At 38.1% G+C, this 13086-nt stretch carries 14 protein-coding genes; all 14 read right to left on the bottom strand.

Features of this window, described 5'->3' with window-relative positions; all coding sequences use genetic code 11:
* Positions 1 to 81 precede the first annotated feature (81 nt).
* Complete coding sequence (locus KUA55_RS00760) at positions 82 to 906, bottom strand: histidinol-phosphatase HisJ family protein (protein ID WP_218324260.1); 825 nt, start codon at positions 904 to 906, stop codon at positions 82 to 84.
* A 16-nt stretch (positions 907 to 922) separates the two neighbouring features.
* Complete coding sequence (hisIE, locus tag KUA55_RS00755; protein WP_218324259.1) at positions 923 to 1555, bottom strand: bifunctional phosphoribosyl-AMP cyclohydrolase/phosphoribosyl-ATP diphosphatase HisIE; 633 nt, start codon at positions 1553 to 1555, stop codon at positions 923 to 925.
* Between the two features lie 12 nt (positions 1556 to 1567).
* Entirely contained in the window at positions 1568 to 2326 is a 759-nt protein-coding gene (gene hisF, locus KUA55_RS00750) for an imidazole glycerol phosphate synthase subunit HisF (RefSeq protein ID WP_218324258.1), read from the bottom strand.
* Positions 2323 to 3045: a 1-(5-phosphoribosyl)-5-[(5-phosphoribosylamino)methylideneamino]imidazole-4-carboxamide isomerase gene (gene hisA / locus KUA55_RS00745; RefSeq protein ID WP_218324257.1), complete on the bottom strand. Its 723-nt coding sequence runs from the start codon at positions 3043 to 3045 to the stop codon at positions 2323 to 2325. Before hisA ends, hisF begins: the two co-directional genes overlap by 4 nt.
* Positions 3042 to 3665 carry an imidazole glycerol phosphate synthase subunit HisH gene (gene hisH, locus KUA55_RS00740; RefSeq protein ID WP_218324256.1) on the bottom strand — a complete coding sequence of 208 codons (624 nt, stop codon included), beginning with the start codon at positions 3663 to 3665 and terminating at the stop codon, positions 3042 to 3044. Before hisH ends, hisA begins: the two co-directional genes overlap by 4 nt.
* 12 nt (positions 3666 to 3677) lie before the next feature.
* Entirely contained in the window at positions 3678 to 4271 is a 594-nt protein-coding gene (hisB, locus tag KUA55_RS00735; RefSeq protein WP_218324255.1) for an imidazoleglycerol-phosphate dehydratase HisB, read from the bottom strand.
* Entirely contained in the window at positions 4271 to 5326 is a 1056-nt protein-coding gene (hisC, locus tag KUA55_RS00730) for a histidinol-phosphate transaminase (RefSeq protein ID WP_218324254.1), read from the bottom strand. The genes hisB and hisC overlap by 1 nt, the downstream gene beginning before the upstream one ends.
* Positions 5327 to 6604, bottom strand: coding sequence for a histidinol dehydrogenase (gene hisD, locus KUA55_RS00725; protein ID WP_218324253.1), 1278 nt, complete (start codon positions 6602 to 6604; stop codon positions 5327 to 5329).
* On the bottom strand, positions 6601 to 8163 hold the full coding sequence (gene hisG / locus KUA55_RS00720) for an ATP phosphoribosyltransferase (RefSeq protein WP_218324252.1): 1563 nt from the start codon (positions 8161 to 8163) through the stop codon (positions 6601 to 6603). The genes hisD and hisG overlap by 4 nt, the downstream gene beginning before the upstream one ends.
* Before the next feature lie 117 nt (positions 8164 to 8280).
* Positions 8281 to 9066: a DNA repair protein RecO gene (gene recO / locus KUA55_RS00715; RefSeq protein ID WP_218324251.1), complete on the bottom strand. Its 786-nt coding sequence runs from the start codon at positions 9064 to 9066 to the stop codon at positions 8281 to 8283.
* Positions 9067 to 9109: 43 nt separating this feature from the next.
* Positions 9110 to 10009 carry a GTPase Era gene (gene era, locus KUA55_RS00710; RefSeq protein ID WP_218324250.1) on the bottom strand — a complete coding sequence of 300 codons (900 nt, stop codon included), beginning with the start codon at positions 10007 to 10009 and terminating at the stop codon, positions 9110 to 9112.
* Between the two features lie 14 nt (positions 10010 to 10023).
* The gene (locus KUA55_RS00705; protein WP_218324809.1) at positions 10024 to 10419 is read right to left on the bottom strand and encodes a diacylglycerol kinase family protein; all 396 of its coding nucleotides are present in this window, start codon (positions 10417 to 10419) and stop codon (positions 10024 to 10026) included.
* The gene (gene ybeY / locus KUA55_RS00700; RefSeq protein WP_218324249.1) at positions 10403 to 10882 is read right to left on the bottom strand and encodes an rRNA maturation RNase YbeY; all 480 of its coding nucleotides are present in this window, start codon (positions 10880 to 10882) and stop codon (positions 10403 to 10405) included. Before ybeY ends, KUA55_RS00705 begins: the two co-directional genes overlap by 17 nt.
* On the bottom strand, positions 10882 to 13077 hold the full coding sequence (locus tag KUA55_RS00695; protein WP_218324248.1) for an HD family phosphohydrolase: 2196 nt from the start codon (positions 13075 to 13077) through the stop codon (positions 10882 to 10884). Before KUA55_RS00695 ends, ybeY begins: the two co-directional genes overlap by 1 nt.
* Positions 13078 to 13086 lie beyond the last annotated feature (9 nt).

Here is a 13086-nt window from a genome sequence, read left to right as displayed (position 1 = left end):
AGATTAAACTCTATTCTTTTTTTGCTCAACGCACGATTTAATTGTATTTATCATAGCGGTTTGGCTATTTTTTGTCAATCGCTAAAAAGCAATCGGTTGGAAAATACCGTCTTTTAATTGATAGCTTTCTTTAAAGCCGATATCTGCTAAAATCTGCTTTGTTTCTGGAAAGAAACAAGTTAACGTATCAGTCGCATGAGAATCACTCGTAATAATAATCGGCACTTTGCGATCTAGTAAAATTTTCATTAGAAAATCTTGCGGATAAGGACCACTACGCCAGTTACGAGAAATCGCACCAGTGTTAACCTCTACCAAGCCATCATAGGTTTGAATCACATCAATCACTTGATTTAAAGCAGTACTGGCAATTTTTTGATATTCCTCAGAAGTTGCATCAAACCATGGATTCTTTTCGTTGAATTTAGTGATTAAATCAAAATGTCCCACAATTTTATTTTGATTTTTGCTAATGTGCTTCACTACATTGTTATAAAAATCTTGAATCATTTTGTAGGCATCACCCTGATAAAAAGTTTGCAAAGTTTCAGCCAAGCTTTCTGGTGATTCATCAACACTGCGAAAAATACCATCTTGCGGCGGAAAATAATGAACTGAACCGATCGTATAATCATAATTTTGCAAAATCGCTGGACTATAATAATCTTGTTCAATCCCTGTGCTTAATTGAATCTGACCCGCAAATTTATCCTGGACTTCAGCGATGGCTTTTTGATAACCGAACTCATCTTCAACTCCTAAACAACTTGGATCAAAAGGAGCATATGAGTGGGAAGTAAAACCTAAATCAGTAAAACCTAAGTCGATCGCTGCTTGGGCCATTTCAGTGAGGGTATTTTTTCCATCACACCAAGTACAGTGAGTATGGGCATTCGAAATAAACATCCGGCACCATCCTTTTTTATTTCATGGTTTCTTGTTTGTTTTTTTTGTCAACAACATGACGATTCGCCAATTCATCTTTGACTTGATTCAATTCTATCCCAGTTTCCGCCAACAAAACAAGTAGATGATAAATTAAATCGGCACTTTCATAAATAGTTTCTTCAGTATCAGCTTTCATGGCACCAATCACCACTTCAGTTGACTCTTCACCGATTTTTTTGAGAATTTTTTCAATTCCTTTATCAAATAAATAAGTTGTGTAACTACCTTCTTTAGGATTTTCTTTGCGATCTTTTAATAAAGCAAATAAATCAGCTAATTGGTCACCGGATTTTTCTCCATATAAACTTTCATTGAAGCAACTTTCTGCACCAGTATGACAAGCCGGACCATCTTTTTTAACCTGTGCCACTAAAGCATCTTGATCACAGTCTAAAGTCAAAGAAACCAAATGTTGATAGTTACCACTAGTTTCTCCTTTACGCCATAGTTCTTTTCTGGAACGAGAGTAATAAGTCATCGACTTGTCTTTTAGCGTTAATTGATAGCTTTCTTGATTCATATAAGCCAAAGTCAACACTTCATGGGTATAATAATCCTGTACAACCACGGGAATCAAACCGTGGTGATTAAATTTTAACTCTGCCATATTTGTCTCTCCTTAAATAATTCGTACGGGAATTTGTTTTTTAGCTAAAGATTCCTTCAAATCAGGAATCTTTACTTCGCCAAAATGGAAAATCGAAGCGGCCAAGCCGGCTTCAATCTTGTCTAACTGAAACAATTCCACAAAATCTTCAGCATTGCCAGCACCACCAGAAGCTACAATTGGTAGACTAGATATTTCACTAATAGCGGTCAGTAATGGCAAATCAAAACCACTCTTCGCACCATCAGTGTCAATACTATTGACTACTAGTTCACCGGCGCCTAAAGCTTCTCCTTTTTTAATCCATTCTAACGCATCCATTCCAGTGTCTTCACGACCACCTTTAGCAAAGACATGCCAGCTGTCGCCAACTCTCTTAATATCAATCGACAAAACGACACATTGGCTACCATAACGCTGAGCGCCTTCTTGTATTAATTCCGGTCGTTTAATCGCGCCAGAATTAACCGAAACTTTATCTGCACCGGAATTTAATACTCGTTCAAAATCAGCTAACGTATTAATCCCACCACCGACAGTCAACGGAATAAATACTTCAGAGGCGACTCCTTGCAAAATATCGGTAAATAATTCCCGTTCTTCAAATGACGCCGTAATATCATAAAAAACCAGCTCATCTGCGCCTTGTTGATTGTAAAACTTTGCCAAAGTAACTGGATCATTCACATCTTTTAAGCCAGCAAAATTGACGCCTTTGACTACTCGACCGTCCCGCACATCTAAGCAAGGAATAATTCTTTTAGCAATCATTTTACGTCCTCCTTTGCAGCGTTTAACACATCGATCAAATCCAAGCTACCACTGTATAATGCTTTACCGACGATACAGCTGCTGACACCGATCTCTTTTAGCGCGGTAATATCAGCTAAGCTTGCTACACCACCAGATGCCACAATTTCACAATTTAATTGATTTAGTTTTTGATATAAAGGAATGTTCAAACCTTCTCCAGTACCATCGCGGGAAATTTCCGTAAAGATAATTGTTTTTGTTCCCCAACTGACGACTTCTTCACAAAAAGCAAAAGCTTCTGCATCCGTTTTTTCCAGCCAACCCTCAACTGCAACTTGACCATCTTTGGCATCGACACCGATCGCAATTTTTTCTTGATATTTTTCCACCATTGCTTTAGCAAAATCAGGTTGTTTCTGAGCAATCGTACCTAAAATCACCCGATCCACACCGGCTGCTAAACAATTTTTGATGGTTTCTTCATCCCGAATACCGCCGCCAACTTCAACAAATAAATTGGTTTGTTCAGCAATTTGTTGGGCAATATCAAAGTAATGGAGATTTCCGGCCTTGGCACCATCTAAATCCACTAAATGTAAATACTCTGCGCCCTTTGCTTCAAAACCTTTGGCAAAAGCTACCGGATCATCGCCGAAAATTTCCTGTTGCTCGTAGTCCCCTTGATATAAACGGACCACTTTTTTATCTAATAAATCAATCGCTGGGAAAATTTTCATGCTGACACCTCCGCAAAAGCTTTTAAAATATTTAGACCGACGTCACCACTTTTTTCAGGATGAAATTGTGTGCCGTAAACATTATCCTTTTGAACCATTCCAGGAATCTCGATCCCATATTCGCTAGAAGCGACTAAAGAAGCTTCGCAATCTGCTGCATGAAAGCTGTGGACATAATAGACATGTTGACCTGGTTGAAAATCTTTTAACAATGCAGATTCTTTTTGAATATCTAGTTGATTCCAACCAATATGCGGCACTTTTAAATCAATTTTCTCTTTATTAAAAGCCTCTCGCATAGAAACAATTTTACCGGGAATCAAACCCAATCCTTGATGCTCACCAAATTCTTCGCTGGTTTCAAATAATAATTGCATGCCTAGACAAATTCCTAATAAGGGTTTGCCACTGGCAGCAAAATCTAAGATCGGTTGAACTAAACTTAATTCATCCAATTTATTTTTTGCATCGCCAAAAGCACCTACGCCTGGCAAAATCATCCGGTCAGCTTGTGCAAACTCAGCCACATCTCGTGTGATTTTATTTTCAATTCCTAAAAATTCTAACGAACGAGACAAACTAAATAAATTACCTACGCCATAATCAACAATTGCTAACATTTAGTGCCTCCTTTATACGATTGTTCCTTTAGTTGAAGGAATTTCATCTGGTGCTGCCTGATTGATAGCGACTGCTTCGCCTAACGCACGACCAAAACCTTTAAAACACGCCTCCACAATATGGTGGCTATTTTTTCCAGCAATTTGATGGAGATGCACACTCGCACCTAATTCTCTAGCAAAAGCAATAAAAAATTCTTCTACCAATTCGGTATCAAACTGAGAACCAATTTTTTCACTAGGAATTTCTAGTTCGACTACCGCCATACCACGACCACTAATATCGATTGCCGTCATTACTAAAGCTTCATCCATCGGTAGTAACATACTGCCGTAGCGTTTAATCCCACGTCGTTCGCCTAAAGCATCTGAAAAAGCCCGAGCAATCGCAATTCCCACATCTTCAGTCGTGTGATGCGCATCTACTTCAGTATCGCCATTACAAATCAATTCCAAATCAAAGCGACCATGGCGGACAAACAATTCCAACATATGATTTAAAAAACCGACTCCAGTCTCAATCGATTGTTTTCCGCTGCCATCTAGATTTAAGCTTAATTGAATTTTTGTTTCGGTCGTATCTCGTTTGACTGTTGCTGTTCTCATCAGGCCACTTCCTTTAAAATGTCTTTACAAGCTGTTATTAACGCTGCCATTTGTTCGGTTGTTCCAATCGAAATTCTCAAATAATCTTTGGTTCTAGGTTGATTAAACCAGCGGACAAATATCTTACGGGCTTTTAATTGGTTTAATAAAACTTCGCCCGAAATATTTGGATGTTTAGCAAATAAGAAATTGCCATAGCTATCAGTTACTTCAAAGCCCAATTTTTCCAAAGCTGCTTTTGTTTCTGTACGATTATCAATAATTGTTTGAATTTTTTCTGCCACATAAGCCGGTTCACTTAAGACAGCCGCAGCCACTGCTTGAGTCATAGAATTGATATTATAGGGATTGGTAGAAAACTTTAATTTATTTAAATCCGCAATCAAATCCGAATTACCCACCGCATAACCTAGTCTTGCACCAGCCATTTGACGAGATTTAGAAAACGTACCAATCACCAACAAATTCGGCAATTGATCGACAAATTGAGTCATTGATTCTGCCCCAAAATCAACATAAGCTTCATCAACAATCAATAAGCGTTCTGGATTGCGCTGTGCAAAAGCTACTAATTCATCTGTGGCTAAAAAAATACCCGTCGGTGCATTGGGATTCGTAATAATCACTGCACCAGTTAAATCATCATAGGCTGTTAAATCAATCGAAAAATCCTCATTAAGAGGTATGATCGTTGCGGGCGTTTGATAATAATTGGCATAGATTTGATAAAAACCGTAAGTAATATCTGGAAATGCTACACCATCTTCAGTGAAGGCTTGAAAAAGATAAGCTAAAACTTCATCAGAACCATTACCTAAAAAAATCTGATTTTCTTTTACTTGAAAATGTTTAGCCAATGGTTTGATGACTGATTGACAACTGGTATCACAGTAACGATTCAAATTTACTGCTGCTGTTACCGCTGCTTGTTTAACTGCTGGTGCCGGCTCAAAAGGACTTTCGTTGGTGTTTAATTTAATAAATTCAGTATCATCGACTTGTTCTCCCGGTGTGTACGGCACTAAATCGGCATATTTTCGATTTAAAAATGACATTTAGTCCGCCTCCAATCGTAGCTGCATCGATCTAGCATGCCCCACTAAATCTTCTGTTTCAGCAAAATACGCCACCGCTGCGCCAACTTCTTTCAAAGCAGCTTCATCATAATACAAATAGCTACTTTTCTTCACAAAATCATCCACAGACAATGGCGAATAAAAGCGAGCAGTACCTTCTGTCGGTAAAGTATGATTCGGTCCTGCAAGATAATCTCCTAATACTTCTGGTGTATGGTGACCTAAAAAGACACTTCCGGCATTTTTCACTTGGCTTAATAATGCAAAAGGTTCTTTAACAGCTAATTCTAAATGCTCTGGTGCAACTAAATTAGCAATTTCCACGGCTTCTTTTAAATCCTTAACTAAAATAATTTTACCATTTTGATTCAATGAAGCTTCAGCAATTTTTTGGCGGGGTAAAGCAGCCAATTGTTTACTGACCTCAGCTTCAACAGCCTCCGCTAAATCAGCATCGGTCGTCACTAAAATGGCTTGAGCCAACGTATCGTGTTCAGCTTGCGCAATCATATCTGCGGCTAACCAATTAGCTTTGCCACTTTCATCCGCTACGATTAAGACATCACTTGGTCCAGCGATCATATCAATATCGACTTTGCCATAAACCATTTTTTTAGCTGTCGCAACATAAATATTTCCCGGTCCGACTATTTTATCGACTTGCGGAATCGTTTCCGTTCCATAAGCCAAAGCTGCGACTGCTTGTGCACCACCAACTTTATAAACTTCATCAACACCAGCAATTTTTGCCGCTGCTAAAATAGCCGGTTCAACTTTTCCTGCTTGATTTGGTGGTGTCACCATCACAATTTTAGCTACGCCAGCGATTTTTGCCGGAATCGTATCCATTAAAACCGTGCTAGGATAACTAGCTGTCCCGCCAGGAACATAGACGCCAACTTTTTCTAAGGGTAAGATTCTTTGCCCCATCACGACACCGGGCTCGTCAGTCGCAACAAATCCTTGACGAACTTGCTTTTGATGGAATGAGGTGATTTTTTCTTTGGCTAATTTTAAAACGGTCAATAATTTCTCCGGTACTTTTTCTAACGCTTCTACCATCTCAGCTTCACTGACTTTTAGGGCAGTTAATTCAATCCCATCAATTTTCTTGGTTAATTGAAATAAGGCTTGATCCCCGTTTTTTTCAACATCTGCCAAAATATTTGTTACAACTTGGGAAACATCGGCGGTTTCGTTTGCTTGTCTTTGTAAAATTCGACTGTATTCATCTTTTTTTGTATCAAATTTTCTCATAGCTGTTTCCTCACATTTTCAATTACTTTTTGAATCCGTTCCTGTTTAAAACGCCAAGCAGCTTGATTGATAATTAATCGGGCAGATGATTGGGCTATATCAGCGGTCACTTCTAAATCATTTTCCTTCAAAGTCGTTCCTGTCTCTACAATATCGACAATCACATCTGATAAGTTTAGCAATGGCGCTAACTCGATTGATCCATGTAATTGAATCAATTCTACTGAACGTCCGATGCTTTCAAAATATTTTCGGGTAATCTTAGGATATTTTGTGGACACTCTCAATGGTCGTGAAAAATCCTCTTGATAATCTTTATGCGCTGCCACCGCTAATTTACAAACACCCATTTTTAAATCTAAAAATTCAATCACATCGGCTTCTGATTCTAATAAGATATCTTTGCCTACCACACCAATGTCAGCAGCACCATGCTCTACATAAATCGCGACATCACTAGGTTTCACTAAAAAGAAGCGCAACTGATTCAACTGGTCTTCAAATATCAGTTTACGATTGTCCTCAAAAATATTCTCTGCTGCAATTCCTGCTTGGGTCAGCAATTGATAAATAGCATCTCCCATTCGACCTTTTGGCAAAGCAATATTTAAAAACTCTGTTTGTTCGGTGGTCTCATGAGCTGTTTTTCCCACGTGATTTAGATTCATGCCATAACCAACAGCGCCTTGATTCTTATGTTCCTTTTCTAATAAGCGATCATAGCGACCCCCGTAAAGGATCGTTTCTTTTGCTTCTTTAATGAACCCTTGAAACAATAAACCACTATAATAATCCGCATCATTCACAACTGAAAAATCCAAGCGCATCCGAATATTTGATGATAAGTCATCCATCTGACTTAAAGTGTCAAATAAATTTTTTAATTCTTTTAAGCTAGCTAAGCTTTCAGGAAAGTTTGCCAACAATTCTTCGGCTCGACAAATTTTCTTTTCAAAATGACCAGCTACTCGGACAAGTTTTCCAAGATTTTCGCTTTCTTCTTTCGTCAATCCATTCTTTTCAGCCAGTTCTGTCATGGCGTGGGAGCTCTTCATTCGCATGGCAACGACTACTTTTTCATGCTCAGACTCAGGAAATTTCTGACAAATGCCCGCTAAAATACCGATGTGAGAAACATCTAATGTCCCTTCGCCAACCAAAGATAGACTTTGCCAAGCCAATTTCAAAACTTCTACTTCGTCTTTTGGTTGGATTTTATCGATTAGTTCGATCCCGATTTGATTGATTTTTTGATATTCACCTGCTTGCGAGTCATGACGATAAACATCTTCCACATAATACACTCGTTGCGGTTGATTATTGGGTAAATTTTTAACGATGGATAAAGTGACATCCGGTTTTAAAGCCATTGTACGCCCATCATTTCCGGTAAAGGTAATTACACCAGTATTTCTTAGGAAATTCAGATTCCGTTGATATAGTTGATATTCTTCAAAATTATTTAAGTGATATGGACGAAACCCATGCTCTCGGTATAACTTTCTAAGCTGTAATTCAATTTTTTCTTTTGGAAGTAAAATATCCCACAATTGATCCATTTATTTCGCCCCTTAAATTAGAATATAATTAGTTTTTGTTTAAACTATATTAATCATTTATGCAGAAAAGGTCAATCTTTTTCAGTAAAATAAGCATTTTTTCCAAAAAAAAGAAACCTAATTTTCAGGTTTCTCTGGTCGTTTTAAAACATCTTCCCATTCAGTCATTTGGTCGATAAATTTTTTACTCTTTAAATGCAATCCCACATACTCATCATATAATTGATCCAGTATCTTGCGAATTTCTTTTTTTGTTTCTGCTTTTAGTTTGATTTCACCGATTTTGTCATAAGATAAATTGGCAAACATCCGTAAAAAATAAATACCCCGAGGATCCGCATGATAACGATGAAGATCATGATCAAAATGCTGCTGACATAAGATGCCATGATATTTTGAAGAAAAATCAAAAATCCCTGTCGTCTTACCGCAAACACCACACGCCCGCCAATTCAAGCCAACACCAAAGCGAGCCATCATTTGAACCTCAAAAATATTAAGGATGGTTTCACCGTCATAACCCTCATCTAATAATTTCAAAGCCGAATGAGTGAAATGATACAAAGCTGGATCATAGACATGGTCGTCGATTGCCGCATCCACCAAACCTAAGATATAAGTGCCATAAGCATTTAGAAAAATATCTGCTTGTAACTGACGAAACGGGTGTACCTCTTTCGCACTGTTTAAAAAAGACAAGCCTTCTTGTTTCAAGCTGCCAATATAAATAGCTTCCGTAAAAGGCTGAGTCGCACTTCTCAAAGGATTATTGGGTCGATGTAATCCTTTTGCATAAAACATCACCTTACCGGCCGATTCAGTAAATATTTTCACTAGCTGGTCTTTTTCTTTATAGTCGCGGGTAAATAAAATCATTCCTTTTGTTTCTGCTAGATTGGCCATCCTTTCACCTCCCCATCAAAAAAAGACAGAAATTCTCTGTCTTTTAATAGTCATCGTTGCGATAACCATAATCTTGTAAATAAGTTTTCTTATCACGCCAGTCTTTTTGTACCTTAACCCAAAGTTCTAAAAAGACTCTATCGCCCAAAAGATTCTCAATATCTTTACGGGCCTGCGTACCGATATTTTTCAGCATTTTACCGCCTTTTCCGATAATAATGCCTTTTTGACTATCTCGTTCCACGATAATAGTCGCTTGAATATGAATTTTACCAGTATCAGCCCGTTTCATCGTATCGGTAACCACCGCAACTGAATGAGGCACTTCATCCCGCGTTAATTTTAAGACTTTTTCACGAACCAATTCAGAGACAATAAAATATTCTGGATGATCAGTGATTTGATCATCAGGGAAATATTGCGGACCTTCTGGCATTTGGTCCACTAAGACTGACAACATCCGATCGACATTGTTTCCTTCTGTCGCAGAAATAGGAATGACTTCTTTAAAATCCATTTGAGTTCGATAGTCGTCAATAATATGCAACAACTGGTCTGGATGAACCTTATCGATCTTATTAATGATCAAATAAACTGGCACGTTTTGATGGGACAATCTTTCTAAGATGAAATCATCTCCGCGACCTCTTTTTTGATCAGCGCTAATCATAAACATGATGGCATCCACTTCCCGTAACGCACTATAAGCAGCTTCCACCATATAATCACCTAAACGTGATTTAGGTTTATGAATTCCCGGTGTATCGATAAAAATAATTTGGGCATCGTCTGTTGTATAGACCCCTTGAATTTTATTTCTTGTTGTTTGCGCTTTGTCACTCATAATCGCAATTTTTTGACCAATTAAACGATTAAGTAAAGTTGATTTACCCACATTAGGACGACCAACAATCGCTACAAAGCCTGATTTATGTTCTGTCATAAATTGTTCCTTTCTTAACTAAATAATAGTGCCCAGATTTTGGGAATAAAGATCATCGCACCAATCAATGCGGCAAATAATGATGTAACTAACACAGCGCCTGCCGCCATATCCTTAATTTTCTTTCCGATTGGATGAAAATGAAAGTCAGTCACCATATCGACGACATTTTCAAAAATAGTATTGATGATTTCTACAATCCAAACAATGAAAACCGCTAATATAATCCAAAGCCATTCTTGATGGGATAAACGAAACAAGAAGCTGGCAATAAAAACCAAAACACCAAATAGGACATGTTTACGCATATTACGTTCTTCTTCAAACACAGTTCGAATACCAACTAGCGCAAACTCCAGTGAATTAATGAAGTGTTTATTTTTTTTTACGTTCTTATCTTTTGAGTCCATAGGCATCCAAAATCTCTTTCTGTAAACCAAACATTTCTTTTTCGTCTTCAGGTGTCATGTGGTCATATCCATTAATGTGTAGGAAGCCATGGAGCGCCAAAAAACCAATTTCACGATCAAAACTATGACCATATTCTTCCGCTTGCTCACGGGCTCTTTCTGTGGAAATCATGATATCGCCTAATTCTCGCGGCATCTCTGCCAACTCTTCATCATTCATGATGACGGCAATTTCCCCTTCGCCTTCTTCTTCCAAGGCAAAGCTTATGACATCAGTCGGCGCATCTTTTCCACGGTAGTCACGATTGATCACTTGAATCGCCGCATTATCCATAAAAGTTACTGACATTTCGGTATCTTTAGGCAATTTCAAAAAATCAGCAGCAAATTGCAACAATTCGTCGATTTCTTTGATTTTTTCAGGTGTCACTTCGCCTGTTTCATCAATAAAAGTAATCTCCATTATTCTGCTCCTTGTTCTTCTTTCATTTTCTCTGCTTCAGACTTCATCTTAGGATATTTAATCCGAGAATGGAAGGTTGAGCTCAAACTAGACACTAGCGACTTTTCAACAATCCGAATTTCTTGTAGTGTTAGTCCCGATTCATCTAATTGGCCATCTGAGATTCTTTCTTCAATTAAGTCATGAACAAAAATTTTAATTTTATCAAAGCTAGGCTGGTCCATCGCTCGAACTGCAGCTTCACAGCTATCGGCAATATTAACGACACCAGCTTCGCGGGTTTGCGGTTTTGGTCCCGGATAACGAAAATCAGCTTCTGTTATTTCTGGGTTACGTTCTTTGGCTTTCACATAAAAGTATTTCATTAACGTTGTACCATGATGTTGCCAGCAAATATCAATCACCATTTGTGGCATCTTATATTCTTCTAAAATTTCTGCACCTTCAGTTACATGACCAAATATAATTTGCTTACTGTCTTCTGGTAATAAGAAATTATGAGGATTTTCTGCACCTGGCGGCAGATTTTCCACGAAGAAATTAGCATGACGTATCTTACCAATATCATGGTAATAACAAGCCACTCGTGTTAACAAACTGCGGCCGCCAATTTCAGCAACGGCGTTGGCACTTAGATTCGCGACCATCATTGAATGATGATACGTTCCCGGTGCCTCTTCTAACAATCTTTTTAATAAAGGATTGTTCGGATTACTTAACTCATTCAAGGTAATGACACTGCTATCTGTCACTAATAATTCAATATACGGCTGTAATCCCATGCCCAAAAGAATCGAAAACATTGAGCCGGCAAACGAACTAATTAATGTGGTCCATGTTCGACTGTCAAAAGCCGACAAGCCTTGATAAATATTCAACACAATTGTCCATAAAACCGGAAATAGCACAACCCAAAGCAATGCTTGTTTTGCTTGATCGGCAATGCGTTTTTGTTTCACCATAATCGCCAATGTTCCAGCAAATAGATAACTCATTAATATAATCGTTAAATTATTGGTTCCAATCGCGCTATAAAAAACAAACAAGGCAAAGATAGTTTGAAAGACTGCTGCCAAGGCTCCTGCTCGTCGATTTACAAAGACTGTAAGAATCAATGGCACAAACGCTGCTGGGAAAAATAAAGACAGCGTACTGGTATTACTACTTTGGAAAATCTGTAGGAATTTCATCAGCAAAATACCGACACTCAAACTAGCTGCATAAAACAAGATAAAGCGAACTCGTTGAAAATTCCCTTCGATTTGATGAGAATAAAAATACAACAACAATAATTGTAATAATACAGCACAAATCATCGCTACTAACGGAAAGATTGAACCAGTTGAATTGGTCATTCCTAGTAAATCCAATTTATTTAAAGCAGTTGCATCAATCTGACTGCCCTCGCGGACAACTACTTCCCCTTGATAAATCATGACCGGTTGAACTGATTGTCGCGCCTGTCTTTTTAATTCTGCTGTTCTTGTTTCATTTAATACATCATTGATGACGATGCCATCTTCAATCAAATAACGAATGACTTGGACTTGGACTTCTGTGTGATTGGTCATATCAATCTTATCCAACGCCAATTGTTTATCATCACTTAAATCCGTTTCACGAATCCTTTTTTCCATTTGTTCATCGATTAAAGCCAAACTTTCCGTTTTCACTGCTTCTAATTGACTTGATGACAATTGCACCGCATCACTATAAAAATCATTAGGCAACTGTTGATAAAAATTCACAGTATCTTGATCTAGAGTTTCGAAGCTTTTTTTAACGGCGGCAACACGTTCATCCACAGTGGGCTGAGAAATGACTTCACCGCTATCTGCATCAGCAACCTTATCTTGATAGCTTTTATCAATTTCATTATTTGTTTTAACAATCAAATCGATCAGCTGACTGATTCTATCGTGCTGAGTATCCGCTGTATCTGCTTGGTAGGTATATTCAGGCGTAACTGCCTCAGCCGCTAATTTTCTACGCTGTTTTGTCTCAGTCGTGTTCTCAATCGTTTTATTTGCTCGAACACTTTCAGTCGCTACTTGACCCTCTTGGTAGTTTACGCCCTTTTGCTTCACACTACTAAAGAGCGTCAAAAATAAAATCAAACCAAAGACGAATAAAATCAATGGAATGAAGTATTTTCCTAGCTTTTTGCGTAATTGATTGATTGGCTGGTTAAACATAGATTTCCT

The organism is Enterococcus alishanensis, from assembly GCF_019218635.1.
Classification (GTDB): Bacteria; Bacillota; Bacilli; order Lactobacillales; family Enterococcaceae; genus Enterococcus_A; species Enterococcus_A alishanensis.
This window is presented reverse-complemented; position numbering and strand designations above follow the sequence as displayed.

What these genes read in the sequence shown, in the direction of transcription:
- KUA55_RS00760 (WP_218324260.1), bottom strand. Translation starts at nt 906, where the DNA reads ATGTTTATTTCGAATGCCCATACTCACTGTACTTGGTGTGATGGAAAA.
- hisIE (WP_218324259.1), bottom strand. Translation starts at nt 1,555, where the DNA reads ATGGCAGAGTTAAAATTTAATCACCACGGTTTGATTCCCGTGGTTGTA.
- hisF (WP_218324258.1), bottom strand. Translation starts at nt 2,326, where the DNA reads ATGATTGCTAAAAGAATTATTCCTTGCTTAGATGTGCGGGACGGTCGA.
- hisA (WP_218324257.1), bottom strand. Translation starts at nt 3,045, where the DNA reads ATGAAAATTTTCCCAGCGATTGATTTATTAGATAAAAAAGTGGTCCGT.
- hisH (WP_218324256.1), bottom strand. Translation starts at nt 3,665, where the DNA reads ATGTTAGCAATTGTTGATTATGGCGTAGGTAATTTATTTAGTTTGTCT.
- hisB (WP_218324255.1), bottom strand. Translation starts at nt 4,271, where the DNA reads ATGAGAACAGCAACAGTCAAACGAGATACGACCGAAACAAAAATTCAA.
- hisC (WP_218324254.1), bottom strand. Translation starts at nt 5,326, where the DNA reads ATGTCATTTTTAAATCGAAAATATGCCGATTTAGTGCCGTACACACCG.
- hisD (WP_218324253.1), bottom strand. Translation starts at nt 6,604, where the DNA reads ATGAGAAAATTTGATACAAAAAAAGATGAATACAGTCGAATTTTACAA.
- hisG (WP_218324252.1), bottom strand. Translation starts at nt 8,163, where the DNA reads ATGGATCAATTGTGGGATATTTTACTTCCAAAAGAAAAAATTGAATTA.
- recO (WP_218324251.1), bottom strand. Translation starts at nt 9,066, where the DNA reads ATGGCCAATCTAGCAGAAACAAAAGGAATGATTTTATTTACCCGCGAC.
- era (WP_218324250.1), bottom strand. Translation starts at nt 10,009, where the DNA reads ATGACAGAACATAAATCAGGCTTTGTAGCGATTGTTGGTCGTCCTAAT.
- KUA55_RS00705 (WP_218324809.1), bottom strand. Translation starts at nt 10,419, where the DNA reads ATGGACTCAAAAGATAAGAACGTAAAAAAAAATAAACACTTCATTAAT.
- ybeY (WP_218324249.1), bottom strand. Translation starts at nt 10,882, where the DNA reads ATGGAGATTACTTTTATTGATGAAACAGGCGAAGTGACACCTGAAAAA.
- KUA55_RS00695 (WP_218324248.1), bottom strand. Translation starts at nt 13,077, where the DNA reads ATGTTTAACCAGCCAATCAATCAATTACGCAAAAAGCTAGGAAAATAC.